Source organism: Tardiphaga sp. P9-11, from assembly GCF_008329525.1.
Classification (GTDB): domain Bacteria; phylum Pseudomonadota; class Alphaproteobacteria; order Rhizobiales; family Xanthobacteraceae; genus Tardiphaga.
Window position 1 is genome coordinate 24,576 of record NZ_NPKQ01000012.1, and the last position, 21,157, is coordinate 45,732.

A 21,157-nucleotide genomic window follows, 5' to 3' on the forward strand; every position below is an offset into this window, starting at 1 on the left:
CGGAGGCTATATGAGCCTGCCCGGCACGTCCGGGCTTTCTGCGTTTGCGGGCTTTGGGCGGGATGGACAGATGACGGGAACGACACGATCGAGCAACGGCCTGGATGACCGCCGCAAGCGGCTGCTGTTCCGGTGCTGGCACCGCGGCACGCGCGAGATGGATCTCATTCTGGGGCGTTTCGCGGATGCCGAGATCGGCATTCTGGCGGACCTCGAACTCAAGCAGCTCGAAGATCTCGTTGGCCTCGAAGACCCCGAGCTTTATCCGGCCTTCGTCGGTGATACCCAATTGGACGAGCAGTACCGCACGCCCCTGTTCGAGCGCATCAAGCTGTTCCGGAATCTGGACAAGCCTCTATGAAATCCCCCGTTGCCTCGCCGGCCGCGCAGCTTGCGCCCGGCCGTGCGCTGACCTTTGCCAATGTCGCCGAGGGCGCCGAAGGCCTGATCGTCGCCGATCTGGCGCGTGCGGTTGCGGCCAAGCCGAAGCCGCCGGCGGTGAGCCTGACCGTGATCTGCCGTGACGGTCCGCGGATGCAGCAGCTCGCGCGCTCGCTGGAATTCTTCGCGCCGGATCTGCCGGTGCTGCAGTTCCCGGCCTGGGACTGCCAGCCTTACGACCGTGTCTCGCCCCATGGCGGCATTCTCGCGCATCGCATGACCACGCTGGCGCGCCTGTCGCGCCTCACCGGCAGCGACAAGCCGATGATCGTGCTGACCACGGTCAATGCCGTCGTCCAGCGCGTGCCGGCCCGCGAGATCGTCGCCGCGCAGGCTCTGTCGGTTGCGCCCGGCCATGTGGTCCCGATGGATTCCATCGTCGCCTGGCTCGAACACAACGGCTACACCCGCTCCGGCACGGTGCGGGAGCCCGGCGAATATGCCGTGCGCGGCGGTATCCTCGATCTGTTTCCCGCCGGACTCGAAATGCCCGTGCGGTTCGATTTCTTCGGCGACAGTCTGGAATCGATCCGCAGCTTCGATGCGGAGACCCAGCGCACCCATCTCGACATGCGCGCGCTCGATCTCGTGCCCGTCTCCGAGTTCCAGCTCATCACCGAAACCATCCGCCGCTTCCGCATGGGCTATGTCGCGCAGTTCGGCGCCCCCGAGCGCGACGACCAGCTCTATGAAGCGGTCAGCGAAGGCCGCCGTCATCCCGGCATGGAGCACTGGCTGCCGCTGTTCCAGGACCGCATGGACACGCTGTTCGACTATCTGCCGGGCACGCCGGTCGCCATCGAGCCGCAAGGCGAGGATGCCGCCACCGAACGCTTCAAGCAGATCGGCGATTATTACGAAGCGCGCCGCGAAGTGATGGGTACGCCGGGTGGCGGCGCGATCTACAAGCCGCTGCCGCCGGACCGGCTCTATCTGACGGACAGCGAATGGCACAAACGGCTGGAAGATCTCGCAATGGCGCGGTTGTCGCCGTTCGCCGTGCCGGACGGCACGCCGGGCGTGGTCGACGCGGGCGCACGGGCAGGCCGCAACTTCGCGCCGGAGCGCGCCGACGCCAATGTGAACGTGTTTGAGCGCGTGGTGGCTCATATCCAGGCGCTGCAGGCGGAGCGCAAGAAGGTCGTCGTCGCGCTGTGGAGCGAAGGCTCGCGTGACCGCATGGCCAGCATGCTGAAGGACCACAAGCTGCTCAATCAGCAGATGGTGAATTCCTGGCGTGCCGTTCAGGCGACGCCGCGCAACGAGACCATGCTGGCTGTGGTCGGCATGGAGAGCGGTTTCGAGACCGACCAGATCGCCGTCATCAGCGAACAGGACATTCTCGGCGACCGTCTGGTGCGGCCGCGCAAGGCGAGCCGCAAGCTCGACAACTTCATCTCGGAAGTCACGAGTCTCGCTGCCGGCGATATCGTGGTCCATGTCGAACACGGTATCGGCCGTTTCGTCGGGCTGCAGACGTTGCAGGTCGGCGGCGCACCGCATGACTGTCTCGAATTGCGCTATGCCAACGAGACCAAGCTGTTTCTGCCGGTCGAGAATATCGAGCTGCTGTCCCGCTACGGCTCCGACCAGACCAATGTGGAGCTCGACAAGCTCGGGGGCTCCGGTTGGCAGGCCCGCAAGGCCAAGCTGAAGAACCGCATTCAGGAGATCGCCGGCGAACTCATCAAGATTGCTGCCGAGCGGCATCTGCGCGAAACCGAGCGGATCGTCGTACCGCGCGAGCAGTATGACGAATTCTGCGCGCGCTTTCCCTATGAGGAAACCGAGGACCAGCAGACCGCGATCAACGCCGCGCTGCACGATCTCGAACATGGCAAGCCGATGGATCGCCTGATCTGCGGCGATGTCGGCTTCGGCAAAACGGAAGTGGCCATGCGCGCCACCTTTGCGGTCGCCATGGAAGGCAAGCAGGTTGCTATCGTGGTGCCGACCACGCTGCTGGCGCGTCAGCACGCCAAGAACTTCACCGAGCGCTTCAAGGGCTTCCCGGTGAATGTCGCGCAGGCCTCAAGGCTGGTCGCGCCGAAAGAGCTGACGGCGACCAAGAAGGGCCTCGCCGACGGCTCCATCGACATCGTCGTCGGCACCCATGCACTGCTGGGCAAGTCGATCAAGTTCAAGGACCTCGGCCTCGTCGTGGTCGACGAGGAACAGCACTTCGGCGTGACGCATAAGGAACGGCTGAAGCAGCTTCGCGCCAACGTCCACGTGCTGACGCTGTCGGCGACGCCGATCCCGCGCACGTTGCAGCTCGCACTGACCGGCGTGCGTGATCTGTCGATCATCGCTTCGGCGCCGGTCGATCGTCTGGCGGTGCGCACCTTCGTGGCGCCGCATGATCCGCTGATGATCCGCGAAGCGCTGCTGCGCGAGCGCTATCGCGGTGGGCAGGCCTTTTATGTCGTACCGCGCATCGACGACCTTGCCGAGGTGAAGGACTTCCTCGACAAGCATGTGCCTGAGATGAAGGTCGCCGTGGCTCATGGCCAGATGGCGCCGACGGTGATCGAGGACATCATGTCGGCGTTCTATGACGGCAAATACGATATCCTGCTGTCGACCACGATCGTGGAGTCGGGGCTGGATATTCCGAACGCCAACACGCTGATCATTCACCGCGCCGATATGTTCGGTCTGGCGCAGCTCTATCAGCTCCGTGGCCGCGTCGGACGCTCGAAGTTGCGTGCCTATGCGCTGTTCACGCTGCCGTCGACGCACAAGATCACCGGGCAGGCCGAGCGCCGTCTGAAGGTGCTGCAGTCGCTGGAGAATCTTGGCGCCGGCTTCCAGCTCGCCTCGCACGATCTGGATATCCGCGGCGCCGGCAACCTCTTGGGTGAAGAGCAGTCCGGCCACATCAAGGAAGTCGGCTTCGAGCTGTATCAATCGATGCTGGAAGAGGCGATCCTGGCGCTCAAGTCGGGTATCTCCGAGCCGATCGCCGACCGGTGGTCGCCGACCATCACCCTGGGCATGCCGGTGATGATCCCCGACGATTTCGTCGCCGATCTCTCGGTCCGCCTGTCGCTGTACCGCCGGCTCGCCGACCTCGAAACCGACGACGAGATTGCAGCCTTCGCCGCCGAACTGCGCGACCGTTTCGGCGTGCTGCCGGACGAGGTCCGCTACCTGTTCAAGATCGCCGCCATCAAGGCCTATTGCCGCCGCGCCAATGTCGAGAAGGTCGATGCCGGCCCGAAGGGCGTCGTCATTTCCTTCCGCGACAACAGCTTTGCGCAGCCTGAGAAGTTGGTGTTCTTCATCCGGCAATATGGCCAGGCCGCGAAGGTGCGTCCGGACATGAAGGTGGTGTTCCTGCAGGATTGGGGAACACCGGAAGAACGTCTTGAAGGCGCTACGGAAATCCTGCGCGCGCTGGCCGGTCTCGCAGAGACCAAGAAGGCGGCCTAACGAAGTGACCGCCGGCATTGCTGCCGACGGCCACTCGTTATTCTAATGCAACGCTTACTTCGGATACTTGAATTCCGGAGCGGCCTTGAGCGCATCCTTGGTGGTGTTCATCGTCGCCACCCACTTATTGTCCTTGTTCAGGCTCACCTTGACCGACGCAGGCGAGACCGCGACATAGCGCTCGCCCATGCCGAGGAAGCCGCCGACTGACAGGATCAAAGCGTCGACCTGATTGTTCTTGATTGCCAGATCGCTGATTTCGCCGATCGTCTCATCCTTCTGATTGGTGATATTCAGGCCCTTCAGCTTGGACGAGAACATCTCCTCCTTGGAGACGGTCGAGAATTTTGCCTCGGCGGGCGCAGCACCCGTTGTAACTGTCGACTGCGCGAAAACCGGCGTGGCGAGAAGGGCGAGGGAAGCGGTGATCAGTGCAAGCTTTTTCATTATCGTTGTCTCCATTGCAGATGCACCTACAATGCGACGTTTGATACTTCGTTCCTGACTTTATTTCAGGAACTTATGACGCTGCGCGCTGCGCGTCCTCGCCATGCAGGCGCGCCAGCAGCGACTTCGCGGTATCTGTTGGCTCCATCGTGATCACGGTGACGTGGGGATCGTTGCGCGCATCGCGTTTGGGTCCGTGCATGGTGTGCTTCATCACGCTGGAGAGCCGCTTGGCGATCATATGGGCGTTGCGCTGGTCGGTTTCGGCGAAGGCGACCACGATGGAGCCGTCGTTCTGCAGCGTGCCGAAATCCATCCGCCGCATCAGCCGGCTGATGATCCGAGCAGCGTCGCGCTGCGCACGCAGCGGGATATTGTCGAACGAGAACCGGGCCATCGACAATCCGCCGCCGCGGGTTTGCGTATGATAGACGGCGGTCGCGATGTCGCGTTCGAAGGCTGCAGTCGTCAGCAGGCCGGTGGCGGGATCGAGCAGCCCGTCGGATTCGATCGACTTCAAGGTGCGGCCGAGACGCGCTTCGAAGGCGTGTTGGCGCAGCAACGGCAGCGCCGTGGCTGCGACGGTGTCGGCGTCTCCGACGACCATTTCGAGATTGGCAAGATCGTAGGTCGGTGACAGGCCGGGCACGGTGACGACAACGGGCAGGTTGCGGAAGCGCGCGTCCTCGGTGAGGACAGTGAGAAACGCGTCAACGACGCGTGAGCTGAAGCCCTCGCCGATGACGATGCCGTCGAGGTCGCGCGCGCTGAGATGCTTGGCTGCGGCTTCGATGCTGAGCGCGCCGACCACGCCGACGCGTTCGCCAAGCGCAACGGACAGCGCGGGATAACCGCCGCCACGGCCGATCAGCATCACCGTCGCATCGTCCAGCGGGTCCGACTGCAGGGACATGCGATGCAGGTTTTCGGCGGTCAGGCGTCGCATGACCGTGGCATGCAGCGAGCGGACGCGCAGCGCGTTGCGCAGGCGGGCGCTGAGCCGGTCGAAGTTGCCATCGGTCTGCGTGAGCGGAATCGCATGGCCGGGCAAGTCCGTGGCTGGATCGATCGCGATCAGCGGCACATATGGCTGCTTGGCGCCAAGGCGTTTTGCCAACGCCTGGAAGGTCGGCATGTCGTCGGCCGTAGCCGAAACTACCACGGCAGCCGGCTGTACCCGTGCCACCGCATCCAGCGCCTCGGCCCATGTCGCATCGACCACCGGGAAGATGTTGCTCTCCGCCAGGGCTGTCGCAAACGCGGCCGGCTGCTGGTTGGAGACGGCGACGATCGTGGCCTGATCGGACATGCTTGGCTGCTACCTCTGACGCGAAACTGATCGCGGCAGGCTAGCCCGACGTCCTTAATGCGCAGTCAATGAGATCGCTCGCATTTTAGGATCGCTTTTGCTGGCTCAGTCGGCCGTGGCGCGGTCGCGGAAGGCCTCGACCATCAGCGGGTTCAGGCCGAGTTCTGTCAGGGCGTCGCGGGCGCGGCCGTTGTTGCTGGCGCGACCGGCGAGGCGGTAGCCGCTGAGCCGATCGGGGAGCGCCGTCAGCATGGCATTCTCGCCGAGCCGCTTGGCCCATTCGTTGAGGTCCTGGGCCAGGAAGCGATAGCCGCCGACGGCCATGATGCCCGAGGGCGGCGCGGTGATATTGATGGCGCCGGTCGCGCGATCGAGCCGGGCCATATAGCCGGTATCGACATAATCGAGCGGCTTGGCCGGGATCAGCGCGTTGCTGGCGTCGGCCTGTGCCGTATAGGCCAGCACCGGCACCATCGGGCCGCGGAGGCCCAGCGTGCCCCTGGGCGTCAGCATAATATCGCCCGCAATGGAGGAGCCTTGCTGGGCGCGCGGTGCGCCGTGCGGGCCCGGCATGATGGCGACGGGCATGCCGTCGGCGCCGCGAATGGCGCCGAACAGGCCGGCTTCGCCGAACAGATAGATGTCGGTGAACGATGCCTGCGAGCCCGGCCATGCAGGCGAGGCGGCAACCTGTTCAGGTGCGCGCCAGAGGCCGAGCACATAACGCAGCACGGGAGACCGATCGAGCAACCGGCCGTCGGCGAGGCGCTGCGCCAGCGGCGCAGGCGCCACCAGCACGTCGCAGGCATTGGCAGCGATCCCGCGTTCCAGCACCGCATTGTCGAATGGATGATGCAAAGCGAGCACGCCGCCGGAGAGCAGCCAGGTCACCAGTGACGAGGCGATACTGGCGAAAGACGACGGCACCAGCGCCGACATGATTGTGGCGCCCTGCGGCATCCCGCTTTCCAGGAACACGGCAAGGCCGCCCGAGATCAGGTTGAGATGCGTGCGCGGCACCGTGCGGAAGCCGTCGGACGTGACATCGAAGGAGACGATGGCCGCACGGCGGGCGTCCTGCGTCACGGGCGTGGGCTCCACGAACTCGCTCGACACCACGGCATCGAGCGGGGTCATGCCTTCCGGCAGGTCGCTGCCGAAGCCGCCGACATAGCGGATCGAGAAGGCTTCAGCCGCAGCATTCATGATCAGATCGGCATGGCTGACGCCGTCGATCTTGCTCGACGTCACCAGCGCACGCGCGCTGCACCGATTCAGTGCCATGGTCAGGTCGGCCTGGCGCCAGAGTTGCGGCAGCAGCGCGACGACGAGGCCGGCGCGATGCGCAGCCAGCACGGTCAACACGAATTCGACGGTGTTCGGCAGCTGGACGGCGATGACCGAATTGGCGGGGAGACCGGCCTCCATGAAATGCGCCGTCAGCGCCGAGATTGCGCGATCGGCATCCGCAAAGGTCAGCCGCTGCGGTTCCGTTGCGGTGACGCGCATCTTGTCGGCGGGGTCGACCAGCGCCAGCGCCTGCGGTTGCCGGCTGAGGATGCGGCGAAACAGACCGTCGAGGGTGGGCGATGCATTCGGTATGGGTGAGGTCACGGTGTCACTTCCGGTTCGGCGGCGAAGCTGGCAGCGTTCTGGACCACCACGTCTCCGGCAAATAGCCAGAGAGTGCGATGGTCGAAGGTCGTTCTATCCGATTCCATCGGGCAATCCATTGCTCACCGACATAGTAGAGCGGAATGGCGTAGAAACCGGCGATCAGCGCGCGGTCCATGGCGCGTACGGCATCAACGAACGGGCCGTGGTCGCGGGCCTCGAGCATGGCCGAGATCATGGCGTCGACGGCGGGGTTCTTCGCGCCCATATAGTTGCGGGTGCCGGGATTCTCGGCGGCTTCCGAGCCCCAGTAGAACGACTGCTCGTTGCCCGGCGACAGCGACTGGTCCCAGCGATTCTGGATCATGTCGAATTCGAAATTGATGCGGCGCTGGTCGAACTGCACGGCGTCGATGGAGCGGATATTGGCAACGATGCCGGCGCGCTTGAGATCGCGCGCATAGGCCAGCGCGATGCGTTCCTGATCGCGGGTGGTGACGAGGATCTCGAAGGCGAGGGGCGTTTTGTCCGACTGCCGCCGCAGCACGTTGTTGACAAGTTCGTAGCCCGCGTCCTTGAGCAGCGTCAGCGCAGTGCGCAGCGCGGGACGGTCACGGCCCGAACCATCGCTGACCGGCAAACGATAACTGCCATCGAGAATATTGGCGGCTATATCCGAGGCGTAGGGCTGCAGCAGTGTCCGTTCGCGATCATCCGCGGCGCGCATATAGGCGGAGAGGTCCGAGCCCGCGAAGAACCCGGCCGAGCGGGCATAGAGGCCGAAGAAGTAGGTGCGGTTGATCCATTCGAAATCGAACAGCAGCGTCAGCGCCTGACGAACGCGAATATCGGCGAACATCGGTCGCCGTGTGTTGAACACCAGAAATTCCGACGGCTTCGGCAGGCCGGTCTTGATGCTGTCGCGGATCACTTCGCCGGACGTGGCGGCCGGGAATGTATAGCCGTCGTGCCAGCGCAGCGGTTCGTTCTCGACGCGGAAGTCGTAGAGGCCGCGCTTGAAGGCTTCGAAATGGGTGTTGGCCTCGCGATAGTAGTCGAGGCGGATCTCGTCAAAATTCCATAGCCCGCGATTGATCGGCAGATTGCGGCCCCAATAGGCGGGATTGCGGGTGAGGGTCACCGCCGCGCCCGGCTTCACAGCCGTCACCGTATAGGGCCCGGAGCCCAGCGGCGGCGCCATCGAGGTTTCCTCGAACGTGTCGGGATTGACCGCGTGTTTCGGCAGCACCGGCATCAGACCGAGGATCAGTGGCAGCTCGCGATCTGCCTGGCCGCCGAAGTCGAAGCGCACCGTGCGCTCATCCAGTGCCTCGGCCCTGGCGACTTTCGAATAATACTGCCGGTGATTGGGCCGGCCCTTGTCGCGCAGCAACTGCCAGGAGAACAGCACGTCTGCGGCCAGGACGGGCTTGCCGTCGGAGAACTTGGCCTGGGGATTGATCTGGAAAGTGACGAAGCTTCTCGCGTCATCAGTCTCGACGCTCTCGGCGAGCAGGCCGTAGAGGGTGAACGCCTCGTCCTGGCCTCGGGTCATCAGGCTTTCGATGACATAGCCGCGCATCTGCGGCACCGCTATGCCCCGGACGATAAAGGGATTGAGGCTGTCGAACGTGCCAAGAACACCCTGAACCATGCGACCGCCTTTGGGCGCATCGGGATTGGCATAGGGCATCTGCCGAAAATCGGCTGGCAGGGCCGGGGCGCCATGCATGGCAATGGCATGGCTGGGATCGGCCTGTGCGGAATCGGCCACCGGGCCGGTCAGCGCCGTCCAGCAGGCCAGCGCCACGATTACCTTGGACAGGGTCGAAAGACCCCGCGCATTTGTGCGATTTGATTCGGTGCAGCTCACGGAGGAACTTTACCATGGCTGTCCCGGCCCGACCTGTGCCATGCATCAAATAGGGCTGGCGCCATTGATCTTTTCGTCGGCCGCTGTATTGAAAGCGGACAATTGACGAGGACGGCGCGGCCTGTCACGTAACGGCCTTAATTGGCACCGAGACACCCGCCAACGGGTGACTGTCAGCGCCGCCTCCGGGATATGAGCGCCTCCGTTCAGAAAGGGTTTTCCGCAATGAATTTCCGTCTCTTGGCTGCGTCGGTTCTGCCGCGCGGGCGGGGCTTCGCGCTTCTGGCGGCGACGGCCTTGACCGCCACCTTGATTGCCCCGCATGCGCATGCGCAGGCCCCTGCGCCTGGTGCACCGCCTGCCGCGGCGCCGAAGGCTGCTGCGCCCAAGGCTGCCCCGAAGGCCGCTCCGAAGGCTGCTGCCCCGGCCGCTCCCGCCGCCCAGGCGCCGGCCGCAGGTGCCCCCCCTGCCGACCAGCAGGTTCAGCTGATCTACGCGCCGTGGACCAAGTTCTGCCTCAAGGGCCAGGACGCCAATGCCAAGCAGGTCTGCTTCACTGGCAAGGACGGTCGCATCGAGTCGGGCCAGCCGGTCATCGCCGCCGTTATCATCGAGCCGGAAGGCGAACCGAAGAAGATCCTGCGCGTGACGCTGCCGCTCGGCATGCAGCTCGTTCACGGCACCCGCGTGATCGTCGACAACAATGCCCCGGCGCAGAGCCCCTATGTGATCTGCTTCGCCAACGGCTGTATGTCCGATTACGAAGTCACCCCGGAGCTGCTGGCCAACCTGAAGAAGGGCCAGAACCTGGTCGTGCAGGCGATCAACTCCAACGGCGCACCGCTGACGCTGCCGTTGCCGCTGCAGGAAACCGGCGGAAGCTTCGCCAAGGCCTATGACGGTCCGCCGACCGATCCGAAGGTGTTCGAAGAAACCCAGAAGAAGCTGCAGGAAGAGCTGCAGAAGCGTGCCGCGGAAGCCCGCGCCAAGCTTGAAGCGCAGCAGCCCGCTGCTGGCGCAGCACCAGCGGCTCCGGCCAATCCGGCTGCGAAGTAAGCGCGGAGTGTCTCGATTGTGATTTCATTATAATCGAGGTTCTCGCATCACCGATCAAAAGGCGCCCCGTAATGGGGCGCCTTTTTCAGTTTGGGACCATCACCTGCTTTCGATGCCGAGCGCCCGGTACGATGGCGGACGATACATTGCGGTGCGGCCGGCGCGGATGATCAGGCGGTCCGCATGCGGACGGGCGATCACCTGGTCGAGCGTCCATGCCTCGAGGATCATCAGATTGGCCTGGCGGCCGGGCCCGATCGCACCGGCTTCGAGCCCCATGATCCCGGCCGGCACCGGCCCTGCCAGCCCAGCGGCGTCGCCATAGGGGTGATCGAGGTGCAAAATGCGCACGGCCTGGCGCCAAGTGTCGAGCATGTCGTGGTCGCCATAGGCGTAGAACGGATCGCGGCAGTTGTCGCCTGCGACCGCGACACGGATGCCAGCCGCCTGTAGCTCCTTGACCGCTGTGACGCCGCGCCAACGCGGCGTCACTCCATTGGCGCGATCCTGCAGATACATGTTCACGGTCGGCAGCGAGATGATTGCGATGCCGGCGGAGGCCACGCGGGCAATCACGTTTGCCGCTTCGTCCTCGGATAGTAACGACAACGAACAACAATGGCCGCAGGTCACCCGGCCTTCGAAGCCATGGCGCAGTGTCGCGTCGGCGACGTGCAACAGCGCGCCGGAGCGTGCGGCTTCGTCGACATGAAGATCGACGTCGAGGTCACGCTCTCTGGCCAGGCGGAACAGCGTGTCGAGCAATGCGTCGAGGTCGTCGAGGCCTTGGCCGTGCTCGCCGCCGGATGCGCGCGTAACCCCACCCAGCAGGCCACCGTGGCTGGCCACGAGATCGGCGAGCTGCCTTCCGTAATCGCTGCGGTAACAGTCGAGCGGCACCAATGCTACGCCCTGCAACGCAATGCGATCCGCCCAGCGATCGCGCAGATCGGCAAACGCGGTCCAGCTTGTTTCAGCCTGACCTTCATGACTGTCGAGATGAGTGCGGATCGCAGCGACGCCGTGCGACTCGGCGCAGCCGAGGCCGAACTCCATGCGACGCAAAAGATCGTCACGCTGCCAGTGCGTGCGCCGATCGGTATCCGTGGCGTAGCGGGCGCCGGGATGCGTGCCGCCGGAGTCGGGTGCGCGACCGATAATATGCCCCTTGTCGAGATGCGTATGCGCATCGACGAGCAGAGGCCAGACATGCCGTCCGTCCAGATCGAGGATACGATCTGCCATACCGCTGCCCGCTGGCACGACAGCTGCGACGACGTCGCCATCGAGTACGAGATCGACCAGCGCCGCGCCATCGGCGTCGCGCGACAGGACAGGCGGTAGCGTTTCGACGAACAGCGCCGCAGGGCATCTGGCGTTGCGCAGCACCAGGCGACCGCGACCGGAAAAGTCGTCTGGGCTGATATGTGGCGGTGAAAGCTCCATGGTGAGCGCTCCGGATGATGGGGCAACTGTGCTGCCGGGAAGCAATCCAGCGGGGACAGAGATGCTGGATTGCTTCGCCGTAACGGCTCATTCCATCGAGAATGTGCGCGAGTTACTTGTCGCGGATTGCCGCGAAATTCGCGTTGATCCGCATGGTGAGATAGTCGCCCGCCGTTATGGGTTCGTATTTGCCAAGCGGCCCCTGCATCACGGCGTCGCGATTGGCCTGGCAGAAGAACGGCAGCGACAAGCGGCGGCCAAGATATTCGCCCGGCCGCGGCATTCGCACGCGATGCAGCGTGGATTGCAGCTGGTCGTCGGACCATCGCATCAGCATGTCGCCGATATTGCAGGTGATGTAGCCCTGTCGCGGCGGCACATCCGTCCATTCGCCGGCTGCGGCCTCCTTGCCCGGGCATACCTGCAGGCCGCCTTCGCCTTCCTTCTGGTGCAGGATTGTCAGACAGTCGAAATCGGAATGCGCGCCCGCGCGCCAGGCCTCGAAATCTTGTGGCTTGGCATCTTCCATCGACATGTAGTGGATCAGCCGCTGCGTCGACTGGTAGTGCTGTGACGCCGGATCATGGGCCTTGGTGAAGAAGTCCTCCGCGAAGCCCATTTTGAGCGCAAAACACGAAAGGATGCGCATGCCGAGCGCCCAGTTCTGGCGCTCGAACTTCAACATCTCCGTCTTGAAATTCGGTAGTTCGTCCTCGTTCGGCCACAACCCGGACATGCTGGGTTGAGTGATCTGATAACTTTCCTTGTTGTCCGGCGTGCCCGTCGAGGGCCGCACCTGGGCCTTGAACTCCCAGCCGGCATTGGTGCCTTTCGGCATCGGATACTTGGCCTTCACATCCATCGGCAGCTCGAAGAACCGCCATGTGGCAGCAAAGGCGGCGTCGATATCGGATTGGGGGATGCCGTGATTATAGACCTGAAAGAAGCCGATCTCGGTGGCCGCGTCCCACAATGCATCTGCGATCTCGTGTTTGCGGTTGTCGAAATCCGCCAGATCGATCACCGGAATCTCGCGCTCGACAGTGGTGCCGATGCCACCAATTCGGGTCTCTTTATTTAGCTCGGCGAGGGCGTAGTCACTCATGGTAGGTTCTCCTGGGAAAGCCGACGTGGTCGGCGGTTGAGGAGCAATGTCCGGGCATGGCCCGACCGCTTCTACTCCGGAGCAGGCAAGGCCAAATACCTCGCCAATTCGTCAGTCCTTCTTCGGTACACTCCATGGAAACAGTCGCCGTTGCGTGAACAGGACGAGCTGGAACAGCAGGAGCGACATCGCGGCGAGTACAAGCAGGCCGGCCCAGGCCTGCGGCAGGCGAAACATCGAGGTCGAGAACTGTATGAAGTAACCGATACCAGCGTCGGATGCGCAGAACTCGGCGACGACAGCGCCGATCACGGCCAGAGTGATGGAAATCTTGAGCGCGGAAAAAATATACGGCACCGCGAATGGTAGCCGTATCTGCGTGATCTCGCGCCAGGGCGGCGCACGCAGGCTTCGCGACAGCTCGATCAGCTCAGGCGGCGTCGCGGCGAGGCCGGTAGCGGTCGATACCACGAGGGGAAAGAAGGTGATCAGGCAGGTGATGACGACTCGTGGTGCATCGCCGGCGCCGAGCGCGACGATGATGACCGGCGCCACGGCCACCACCGGCGTCGACTGCACGACGACCAGCAACGGATACAGCGTCTTCGACAGAAACGGCGAACGCATCATGACGATTGCGAGCGGGATCGCGATCACGATCGACAGCACGTAACCGACCAGCGCGACGCGCAGCGTCGCCCAGATGTGAACCATCCAGCGGTCGGCACCGATCGAGGAAAACGACTGCAAGATCGAGGAGGGGGTCGGCAACAGGTATGACGGAATCGCGAGGCCGCGCGCAATAGTCTCCCAGAATACCAGTACGGCGATCAGCGAGCCGGCCGTTGCCACTCCGGGTGCTGCGACCAGACGCAGCAGCCGCTGCTTTGCGGCCGTGCGGGCGCGGGGCGCGGTGGCTTCAGGCTGCGGCTCTTTGGAGGAGGAGGCCGCGTAGGTGAGCACTGAGGTCATGGATCGCTCTCTCATTCGCTGTCTCGGGTCCGCGCGGGCGACCGACCGGCACCACGATATCGGTGAGAACGGAGCCAGGGCGGCCGGTCATCACCAGTACGCGGTCTGCCAGCAGCGCGGCTTCGTTTACCGAATGGGTAATGAACACGACGGTCTTCGGCCGCTCGGAGAAAATCCGCAGCAGGTCGAAACCCATCACCTCGCGGGTCAGCGCGTCCAGCGCTGAAAACGGTTCGTCCATCAACAGGATGTCGGGGTCGAGCAGCAGCGCCCGAGCGATACCGACGCGCTGTTGCATGCCGCCGGATAGCTCGTCAGGTAGCCGGTTGGCGAAACCATCGAGGCCGACCATGTGCAAGAGATCCGCGGCGCGCGCGCGGTCTTCGGCGCTGACCCGTCCACGCTTGTGACGGATCGGAAACAGTACATTGTCCTCGACGCTGGCCCATGGCAGCAGCGTCGGTTTTTGAAATACGATGCCGATGTCGTCACGCGGCTCCGTCACCGGCAGGCCGAACACCTCGACCGTACCGGACGTTGGCGGTAATAGCCCCGCGATCAGGCGCAGCAAGGTCGACTTGCCGCAGCCCGAGGGGCCCAGGACCGCCAGGAATTCGTGCTGCGCGACGTCGAAGCTGACATCGCGCAAAGCCTCGGTCTCGCCCGAGCGGGTATGGAAGACTTGACCAAGCTGGGTAAAGCGAATGGCAGGCGCGACCATGGCTATTTCGCTGGAATGAATTTGCGGGTGATCGCGGTTTCGGGATCGAGCTTGCTGGGTGCGATGTTTTGCGCAGCCGATACGCGCCGCCATGTTTCGGCGAGGCGCGCGGGTTCGAATACGCCGAGGCCGTCTTTATCGGTCACCTCGTTGAAGATCAGCGGATTGGTGTCGCCGATCGAACCCTTCACGTCTTCCGAACCAAGTTCGGACACGATGGCGAGCACCGACGCCGCAGCCTTGTCCGGATCGCTCTTGGTGAATTCGATCGACTTCTTGAAGGCCTCGACGAAGCGTTTGGCGACATCGGGCCGTTTGGCCAGGAAATCGTCATTGGCGATTAGTGAGGCCGAGTACAGTTCAAGACCGGCAGCTGACCAAGGCAGGGCGATGATCTCCTTGCCGGCTTCCTTGCCTTGGTTCTTGTAGCGCGTCAGGTCAGTCATCCAGGCGATGATGCCGTCGACATTGCCGGCCATTAGCATCGGCCCGAGCGAGCCGGGCTCGGCCTTGATCAGTTTGATGTCGGCGACATCAAAGCCCTTGTCCTTCAGCACCAACGGCAGATAAAAATTCGACGAGGTGAAGGGCGAGGTCGCGATGGTCTTTGTCTTCACATCCTCGACGCTGGCGATCTTGCCGCCCTTGACGACGTAGAACGCGTGCGGTCCCCGATTGAACACCGACAGCACGCCGGTGACTTTGACGTTTTCATTTGCGCGCGCGGCTAGCAGCGCGCCGATATCTGACATACCGATATCCGACGAACCGGCGGCCAATCGCGAAATGGCATCGGTCGATCCGCGACCGGACGCGATGGTGATATCAAGACCGGCGTCGCGGCAGAAGCCCTGATTGATGCAGACATAGATCGGCGCCTTGTCGCCACCCGGAAGCCAGTCGAGTTGAAAGATGACTTTGTCGGCTGCGTGCGCGGGCGCGGCCATCTGGCCAAATGCGACGACTCCAAAGACAAGTGCCAACCACGCGATGGAGGTGCGACGTGTCATGCGGGATCCTTCCGTTGAGCGATCAGGCCGATCAACGCAAATGGCATGCCAGCAGATGATGGCTCGGGCAGCCATCGCAAGCAGTGCTCGCGGTTGCGCTCGGATTGGGACGTCTGGGCAGATTTGCAGAGCATGCGGCGGACCTCGATGTGTCATCGCCGAGCAATGTCCAGAGCTATGCTCAGACCGCTTCTACTCGCTGCCCCAAGGCTCCACGATTACGAAAACGAGTGCAAGGAAATTAAACAGGCAGACTTATTGCCTAAAAAATAGACAACATCCCGCTACCGAAGCGACGCGTATCTGACGCATCGATCAACCGTCAGCAGATAGCGACGGTCAAACTGCAAAACGGTGAAACGCCGTCAGTTCAGCGAGGGATTGCGCGGCCGATAGCTGCCCGACTTGTCCTTGATGAAGATCTCGGCGACCTGGGAGTGCCGGATCGGCTCGCCGGACTCGTCAGGAAGCAGGTTCTGCTCGGAGACGTAAGCGACGTATTCTGATTCAGAATTCTCAGCCAGCAGGTGGTAAAATGGCTGGTCCTTGTGCGGACGGACGTCCTCGGGGATCGACAACCACCATTCTTCAGTGTTGTTGAATTCCGGATCGATGTCGAACACCACGCCCCGGAACGAAAAGATCCGGTGGCGGACGATCTGTCCAATCTGGAATTTGGCGGTCCGCGCTTTGATCATTCAGGTCGAATAGACCAGGATTGTGGCCGATGCTAGAGGCAAACGACGGAATTAAGACAGCCGGAAGCCACTCCCCACTATCCCGCCCGTCGGGCCAAGAACCAAGAAAAACACGCACGACATGATGGACGTCCTCAATCTCGCACTCCCGTATTTCGGGCTGATCTTCATCGGCTACGCCTGCGGCAAGGTGAAGAACCTGCCCGAAACGGGCCTCGCCTGGATGAACTTCTTCCTCCTTTATGTGTCGCTTCCAGCGCTGTTCTTCCGGATCATGGCGAAGACGCCGTTCGAGGAACTCAACAATCTGCCCTTCGTGATCGGGACCACGCTGGCGACTGCGACGGCGTTCTTCCTGTCGGTCGGCACCGGTAAATTCCTGGGCCGGCTGACCATGCGCGAGGCCGGAATGGCCGGGCTCGCCGGCGGCTATGGCAATATCGGCTATATGGGCCCAGGGCTGGCGCTGGCGGTACTCGGGCCGAAGGCCGCGGTCCCGACCGCGCTGGTGTTCTGCTTCGACAGCATCTTCCTGTTCTCGATCGCGCCGCTGATGATGGCGCTGACCTCAGGCGACAAGCGGCCGTTGCTGCCGACCATCGGCATCGTCATCAAGCATATCGTGCTGCATCCCTTGATCGTGGCAGCCTATCTCGGCGCCTTCGTCGCGGCGTTTCATATCCAGATGCCGGTCGCCATCGATGGCATGCTGCTGTTCCTGCAGAATTCTGCTGCGCCCGTCGCGCTGTTCGCGCTCGGTGTGACGGTTGCCTTACGGCCGCTGGGGCGCGTGCCGTGGGAGGTGCCGGGCCTGATCTTCATCAAGCTGCTCATCCATCCGCTGATCGTGTTCGGCCTGATGCTGTTGCTCGGGCCGTTCCCGCCGGTATGGGCCGCGACGGCCGTGCTGCTCGCTTCCTTGCCGCCGGCGCTGAACGTGTTCGTGATCGCGCGGCAATATGACAGCTGGATCGAACCAGCCTCGGTCGCGGTGCTGCTCGGCACCTTCGTTTCCGTGTTGACGCTGACTTCGGTGATGTATTTCCTGAAGACCGGCCAGATCTCGTTCCCTTAGGACGCGCGAGATCTCTAGGAGGCGCTCTTGCGCCACGATGGCGATAGGCCCTCGCGCATCGCAAGGCGGCGCAACGGGCCTATAGACCCCATCGCATGCATGCCGGCCGCGCGGATCACCTGCATCGGCAGGAGATCGCTGAGCAGCGAACGGTTGGCCATATCGATAGCGAAGGTGCGCGAGGCGATGTCGCTGCGGCGGATATTCTCGAAACGCGCCAGCACCGGTGCAGCCCCGATATCCGCGCCATTCATGCCGGCATCGCGAACGACGTCAGCGATATCGCCGGCGTCGCGCAGGCCGAGATTGAGGCCCTGCGCGCCGATTGGCGGCACTACATGGGCGGCTTCGCCGACCAGCACGATACGGTTGTCAGCCAGTTGGCTTGGCTGCTCGATGGCCAGCGGGAACATGTGCCGGCCGGGTTCGACCTGAACGCGGCCGAGGATCGAATGCGATTGTTTCTCGGCGGCGTCCGACAGTGCCTCGTCGCTCAGCGCCATCAGGCGTTCGGCGTCCCGGGGCTTGTTGACCCAGACGACGCTGGAGCGATTGCCGGGCAGCGGCACGAACACGCAGGGGCCAGCGGGCGTATGAAACTCAGTCGACATGTTCTTGTGCGGTCGACTATGCGTGATGTTGAAGGTTACGGCCGACTGGTCCAGCGGGCGGCGCTTGACTGAAATGCCGGCAGCTTCGCGGCACAGGGACTGGCGGCCATCGGCGCCGACGATCAGCCGCGCGGCCAGCACCTGACCGTGCCGGGTGTGGACCTGAATCTGCATCTCGTCCGGCGTAACCGTATCGGCCTCGTCATCGATGCGAATGAGATTGGTCAATTCCGCGGCGCGCGCTTCGAGCGCGATCATCAGTTCACGGTTCTCGATATTGTAGCCGAAGGTTTCGAGACCGATCTCGCCGCAGACGAATTTAACTTCGGGCGCACGGATCAGCCGGCCCGTGTCGTCCACCAGCCGCATGGTCGTCAGCGCGGCCGCCTTGTCGGCGCAGCGGCGCCAGACATCGAGGCTTTCCAGAAACGCGACGGAGCCGCCAAGCAGCGCGGTGGTGCGGTTGTCGCCGTAAGGGACGCGGCGGGCGACGAGGGCGGTACGGGCGCCGGTCTCGGCCAGCGCAAGGGCCGCAGCAAGGCCGGCAGGACCGCCGCCGACAACGGCGACGTCATAAATGGAGGTGGAAGCAGAGGTCTCGGTCATGGCCGGACCATCGGCCTTTGGCCCGGTATTTTCAAGCCGTTACGTGCCGCGGAATCGTTCCTGCATAGCCGGGCGGCCGAAGGCCGCATCGGCGCCTGTGCAAATCGGGCCGATTCCTGCTAGCAATTCCCGGCATATGACCGCTTCGAGTCCGGACCAACTCCCATCGTCGTCACGATCCGCGCGCGCGGCGGCGTTCTCGGTTCACATCTTTACGGCGCTCGGTGCCGGCGTGGCACTCATTGCCATGATGAGCGCCGTGCGCGGCGAATGGGCTGCGATGTTCGGCTGGCTCGGTTTGGCGCTGATCATCGACGGGCTCGATGGCCCGATCGCTCGACACTTCGACGTCGGCCGCGTGCTGCCGGATTGGTCGGGCGACGCGCTCGATTTCGTGGTCGACTTTCTCACTTACGTGTTCGTGCCAGCCTATGCGATCGCCGCATCCGGTCTGTTGGTGCCGTGGACAGCGGTGCTACTCGGCGCCGGCATCGTCGTCACCAGCGCACTATATTTTGCCGACAAACGCATGAAGACCGACGACAACCACTTTCGCGGTTTTCCGGCGCTGTGGAACGGGGCGGCGTTCTATCTGTTCTTGCTGCAACCATCGCCCGTCATCGCGAGCCTTGCGATCCTGGCGCTGATTGTCCTGACCTTTGTGCCAGTGCATGTGCTGCATCCCATTCGCGTGACGCGCCTGCGCCGGTTGAACCTGTCACTGATGGCGATCTGGGCTGTGCTAGCCGTCATCACGCTGATACAGAACTTCGCTGTTGCTTTGCCTGTTACGGTCGCGCTCTGCGCGATCGCTTTTTACATTGTCTGCGGTGACGCCGTCATCCGCCTCATGAGGCCCTCCAAATCATGATCGAACTGTTTTCCAGCCCCGAAGCCTGGGCCGCGCTCTTGACGCTGACCGCGCTCGAAATCGTGCTCGGTATCGACAATGTGATTTTCCTGTCGGTGCTGGTGTCGCGGCTGCCGGAGCCGCAGGCAACCCGCGCACGCCAGATAGGTCTCGCGCTGGCGCTGGTGTTCCGCATCATTCTGCTGAGTGTCCTCGTCTGGCTGATCGGCCTGACTGAACCGGTGATCACGGTGAGGGGTCTCGCGCTGTCGTGGCGCGACCTCATTCTGATCGGCGGCGGCCTGTTCCTGATCGCCAAGGCGACGCATGAAATTCATGCCGAGGTCGAGGCCCGGGAAGGGCACGGCGATGAGAAGTCAGCCCCGAACGCCTTTGCCTGGGTCATCCTGCAGGTCGTGGTCGTCGATCTCGTGTTCTCGCTCGACTCTATCATCACCGCGATCGGCATGGCGCAGGATATCGAGATCATGGTGGCCGCGGTCATCATCGCTTGCGCGGTGATGTATGTATCTTCTGGACCAGTGGCGCGCTTCGTGGCGGAATATCCGACCACAAAGATGCTGGCACTGGCCTTCCTCGTGCTGATCGGCGTCTCCCTGGTCGCCGACGGATTCAAATTCCACATCCCGCGCGGCTATATCTATTTCGCTATTCTGTTCTCGGCAGCGGTCGAGCTGTTCAATGTGCTGGCGAAGCGTAACCGCAGAAAGCGGGCCTAGTCGGGCACCGGTTGACATCACGCGGCTGTCGGTTATCGCTTGAGACCAAAGCCATTCAGGGAGATTGAACGATGACCAAGGCTGTCCGCGTCCACGAAATCGGTGGACCCGAAGTGCTCACTTATGAAGACGTGCAGGTCCCGGCACCGGCCGCGGGCGAGGTGCGCATCCGCCAGCATGCCATTGGTGTCAATTTTATCGATACGTACTTCCGCAGCGGCCTCTACAAGGCGCCGCAGCTGCCGTTCATCGCCGGTAATGAAGCCTCCGGCGAAGTCATCGAGGTTGGCCCCGGCGTCACCGGCTTTCATCCCGGCGATCGTGTGGCTTATTACTCTGCCCTCGGCAGCTATGCCACCGAACGCGTTTTTGCCGCCGAAAGGCTGGTGAAACTGCCCGATCGCATCACCCACGAGCAGGGTGCCGTACTGATGCTCAAGGGCCTCACGGTCTGGTATCTGCTGCACAAGACTTTCAAGGTCGAACCGCATCACCGCGTACTGATCCATGCTGCAGCGGGTGGCATCGGTCTGCTCGCCTGTCAGTGGGCCAAGGCCATGGGCGCGCATGTGATCGGCACCGTCGGTTCGAAGGAGAAGGGCGAGTTGGCGCTAGCCAATGGCTGCGATCACGTCATCTATTACAACGAAGAGAACTTCGTCGATCGCGTGAAGCAGATCAGCCGTAACGAACTCTGCGACGTCGTCTATGACGGTGTGGGCAAGACCACCTATCCGGGCTCGCTGTCATGCCTGAAGCCGCGCGGCATGTGGGTGTCGTTCGGCAATGCCTCCGGCCCCGTGCCGCCATTCGCGATCGCCGAACTCAACAATCACGGCTCGCTGTTTGCGACGCGCCCGAAGCTGAACGACTACGTCGCCAAGCGCTCTGAATTGCTGGAGGGCGCCGACACGCTGTTCTCGGCTGTGATAGATGGCAAGCTGCATGTGCCGATCAATCACGCCTACGCGCTGAAGGATGCGGCCAAGGCTCATATCGATCTGGAAGCGCGCAAGACGACCGGCGCGGTGATTTTGAAGGTGTGAGGTTGCTCTCTTCTCCCTCCCTCAAGCGCGGCATAGGTGCGCGCTGTGGGGAGGGTGGATCGACCGCGTAGCGGTCGAGACGGGTGGGGGGCGCCACAGGCT

The 21,157-nt window shown here is 63.1% G+C and carries 18 protein-coding genes; 7 read left to right on the top strand and 11 right to left on the bottom strand.

The features are described 5' to 3' along the window. The first annotated feature begins 70 nt into the window (after positions 1-70). Together CIW50_RS26060 and mfd are read left to right on the top strand one after the other, a co-directional pair. On the top strand, positions 71-361 hold the full coding sequence (locus CIW50_RS26060) for an FAD assembly factor SdhE (protein WP_068731648.1): 291 nt from the start codon (positions 71-73) through the stop codon (positions 359-361). Further along, positions 358-3,876, top strand: coding sequence for a transcription-repair coupling factor (gene mfd / locus CIW50_RS26065; protein WP_149534071.1), 3,519 nt, complete (start codon positions 358-360; stop codon positions 3,874-3,876). The genes CIW50_RS26060 and mfd overlap by 4 nt, the downstream gene beginning before the upstream one ends. A gap of 54 nt (positions 3,877-3,930) precedes the next feature. Here the strand turns inward: mfd and CIW50_RS26070 are convergent, their stop codons facing one another. The 4 genes from CIW50_RS26070 to CIW50_RS26085 form a co-directional block, all read right to left on the bottom strand. Further along, positions 3,931-4,323, bottom strand: a complete 393-nt coding sequence (locus CIW50_RS26070) for a PRC-barrel domain-containing protein (RefSeq protein ID WP_149534072.1) — start codon at positions 4,321-4,323, stop codon at positions 3,931-3,933. A gap of 73 nt (positions 4,324-4,396) precedes the next feature. After that, complete coding sequence (locus CIW50_RS26075; RefSeq protein ID WP_149534073.1) at positions 4,397-5,632, bottom strand: GGDEF domain-containing protein; 1,236 nt, start codon at positions 5,630-5,632, stop codon at positions 4,397-4,399. A 105-nt stretch (positions 5,633-5,737) separates the two neighbouring features. Next, complete coding sequence (locus CIW50_RS26080; protein WP_149534074.1) at positions 5,738-7,246, bottom strand: class I adenylate-forming enzyme family protein; 1,509 nt, start codon at positions 7,244-7,246, stop codon at positions 5,738-5,740. A 4-nt stretch (positions 7,247-7,250) separates the two neighbouring features. After that, complete coding sequence (locus CIW50_RS26085; RefSeq protein ID WP_502707546.1) at positions 7,251-9,056, bottom strand: extracellular solute-binding protein; 1,806 nt, start codon at positions 9,054-9,056, stop codon at positions 7,251-7,253. A 288-nt stretch (positions 9,057-9,344) separates the two neighbouring features. On the opposite strand from CIW50_RS26085, the gene CIW50_RS26090 reads away from it, so the two are divergent. After that, positions 9,345-10,175: an invasion associated locus B family protein gene (locus CIW50_RS26090; RefSeq protein WP_149534075.1), complete on the top strand. Its 831-nt coding sequence runs from the start codon at positions 9,345-9,347 to the stop codon at positions 10,173-10,175. Positions 10,176-10,274: 99 nt separating this feature from the next. On the opposite strand, the gene CIW50_RS26095 is transcribed toward CIW50_RS26090, so the two are convergent. From CIW50_RS26095 to hspQ, 6 genes are all read right to left on the bottom strand, one after another. Then, complete coding sequence (locus tag CIW50_RS26095; RefSeq protein WP_149534076.1) at positions 10,275-11,621, bottom strand: cytosine deaminase; 1,347 nt, start codon at positions 11,619-11,621, stop codon at positions 10,275-10,277. Between the two features lie 112 nt (positions 11,622-11,733). Beyond that, positions 11,734-12,726, bottom strand: a complete 993-nt coding sequence (locus CIW50_RS26100; protein WP_149534077.1) for an isopenicillin N synthase family dioxygenase — start codon at positions 12,724-12,726, stop codon at positions 11,734-11,736. A 111-nt stretch (positions 12,727-12,837) separates the two neighbouring features. Continuing rightward, entirely contained in the window at positions 12,838-13,698 is an 861-nt protein-coding gene (locus tag CIW50_RS26105; RefSeq protein ID WP_149534078.1) for an ABC transporter permease, read from the bottom strand. Beyond that, complete coding sequence (locus CIW50_RS26110; protein WP_149534079.1) at positions 13,646-14,419, bottom strand: ABC transporter ATP-binding protein; 774 nt, start codon at positions 14,417-14,419, stop codon at positions 13,646-13,648. The genes CIW50_RS26105 and CIW50_RS26110 overlap by 53 nt, the downstream gene beginning before the upstream one ends. A 2-nt stretch (positions 14,420-14,421) precedes the next feature. Further along, positions 14,422-15,366 carry an ABC transporter substrate-binding protein gene (locus CIW50_RS26115; protein ID WP_149534160.1) on the bottom strand — a complete coding sequence of 315 codons (945 nt, stop codon included), beginning with the start codon at positions 15,364-15,366 and terminating at the stop codon, positions 14,422-14,424. 428 nt (positions 15,367-15,794) lie between these two features. Next, positions 15,795-16,127 (bottom strand): heat shock protein HspQ, encoded by a 333-nt coding sequence (hspQ, locus tag CIW50_RS26120; protein WP_068731660.1) that lies wholly within the window; start codon positions 16,125-16,127, stop codon positions 15,795-15,797. A 121-nt stretch (positions 16,128-16,248) separates the two neighbouring features. Between hspQ and CIW50_RS26125 the strand changes: the two genes are divergently transcribed. After that, complete coding sequence (locus CIW50_RS26125) at positions 16,249-17,202, top strand: AEC family transporter (RefSeq protein ID WP_149534080.1); 954 nt, start codon at positions 16,249-16,251, stop codon at positions 17,200-17,202. A gap of 14 nt (positions 17,203-17,216) precedes the next feature. On the opposite strand, the gene CIW50_RS26130 is transcribed toward CIW50_RS26125, so the two are convergent. Further along, positions 17,217-18,419: a UbiH/UbiF family hydroxylase gene (locus CIW50_RS26130; RefSeq protein WP_149534081.1), complete on the bottom strand. Its 1,203-nt coding sequence runs from the start codon at positions 18,417-18,419 to the stop codon at positions 17,217-17,219. A 136-nt stretch (positions 18,420-18,555) separates the two neighbouring features. Between CIW50_RS26130 and pcsA the strand changes: the two genes are divergently transcribed. From pcsA to CIW50_RS26145, 3 genes are all read left to right on the top strand, one after another. Next, positions 18,556-19,290, top strand: coding sequence for a phosphatidylcholine synthase (gene pcsA, locus CIW50_RS26135; protein ID WP_149534082.1), 735 nt, complete (start codon positions 18,556-18,558; stop codon positions 19,288-19,290). Then, complete coding sequence (locus tag CIW50_RS26140) at positions 19,287-20,009, top strand: TerC family protein (protein ID WP_149534083.1); 723 nt, start codon at positions 19,287-19,289, stop codon at positions 20,007-20,009. Before pcsA ends, CIW50_RS26140 begins: the two co-directional genes overlap by 4 nt. A gap of 71 nt (positions 20,010-20,080) precedes the next feature. Then, positions 20,081-21,055, top strand: a complete 975-nt coding sequence (locus CIW50_RS26145) for a quinone oxidoreductase family protein (RefSeq protein ID WP_149534084.1) — start codon at positions 20,081-20,083, stop codon at positions 21,053-21,055. Positions 21,056-21,157: the final 102 nt, after the last annotated feature.

Excerpts from the sequence above, each read along its gene's own strand:
- CIW50_RS26060 (WP_068731648.1), top strand. The coding sequence starts at position 71 with ATGACGGGAACGACACGATCGAGCAACGGCCTGGATGACCGCCGCAAG.
- mfd (WP_149534071.1), top strand. The coding sequence starts at position 358 with ATGAAATCCCCCGTTGCCTCGCCGGCCGCGCAGCTTGCGCCCGGCCGT.
- CIW50_RS26070 (WP_149534072.1), bottom strand. The coding sequence starts at position 4,323 with ATGAAAAAGCTTGCACTGATCACCGCTTCCCTCGCCCTTCTCGCCACG.
- CIW50_RS26075 (WP_149534073.1), bottom strand. The coding sequence starts at position 5,632 with ATGTCCGATCAGGCCACGATCGTCGCCGTCTCCAACCAGCAGCCGGCC.
- CIW50_RS26090 (WP_149534075.1), top strand. The coding sequence starts at position 9,345 with ATGAATTTCCGTCTCTTGGCTGCGTCGGTTCTGCCGCGCGGGCGGGGC.
- CIW50_RS26095 (WP_149534076.1), bottom strand. The coding sequence starts at position 11,621 with ATGGAGCTTTCACCGCCACATATCAGCCCAGACGACTTTTCCGGTCGC.
- CIW50_RS26100 (WP_149534077.1), bottom strand. The coding sequence starts at position 12,726 with ATGAGTGACTACGCCCTCGCCGAGCTAAATAAAGAGACCCGAATTGGT.
- CIW50_RS26105 (WP_149534078.1), bottom strand. The coding sequence starts at position 13,698 with ATGACCTCAGTGCTCACCTACGCGGCCTCCTCCTCCAAAGAGCCGCAG.
- CIW50_RS26110 (WP_149534079.1), bottom strand. The coding sequence starts at position 14,419 with ATGGTCGCGCCTGCCATTCGCTTTACCCAGCTTGGTCAAGTCTTCCAT.
- CIW50_RS26115 (WP_149534160.1), bottom strand. The coding sequence starts at position 15,366 with ATGGCCGCGCCCGCGCACGCAGCCGACAAAGTCATCTTTCAACTCGAC.
- hspQ (WP_068731660.1), bottom strand. The coding sequence starts at position 16,127 with ATGATCAAAGCGCGGACCGCCAAATTCCAGATTGGACAGATCGTCCGC.
- CIW50_RS26125 (WP_149534080.1), top strand. The coding sequence starts at position 16,249 with ATGATGGACGTCCTCAATCTCGCACTCCCGTATTTCGGGCTGATCTTC.
- CIW50_RS26130 (WP_149534081.1), bottom strand. The coding sequence starts at position 18,419 with ATGACCGAGACCTCTGCTTCCACCTCCATTTATGACGTCGCCGTTGTC.
- pcsA (WP_149534082.1), top strand. The coding sequence starts at position 18,556 with ATGACCGCTTCGAGTCCGGACCAACTCCCATCGTCGTCACGATCCGCG.
- CIW50_RS26140 (WP_149534083.1), top strand. The coding sequence starts at position 19,287 with ATGATCGAACTGTTTTCCAGCCCCGAAGCCTGGGCCGCGCTCTTGACG.
- CIW50_RS26145 (WP_149534084.1), top strand. The coding sequence starts at position 20,081 with ATGACCAAGGCTGTCCGCGTCCACGAAATCGGTGGACCCGAAGTGCTC.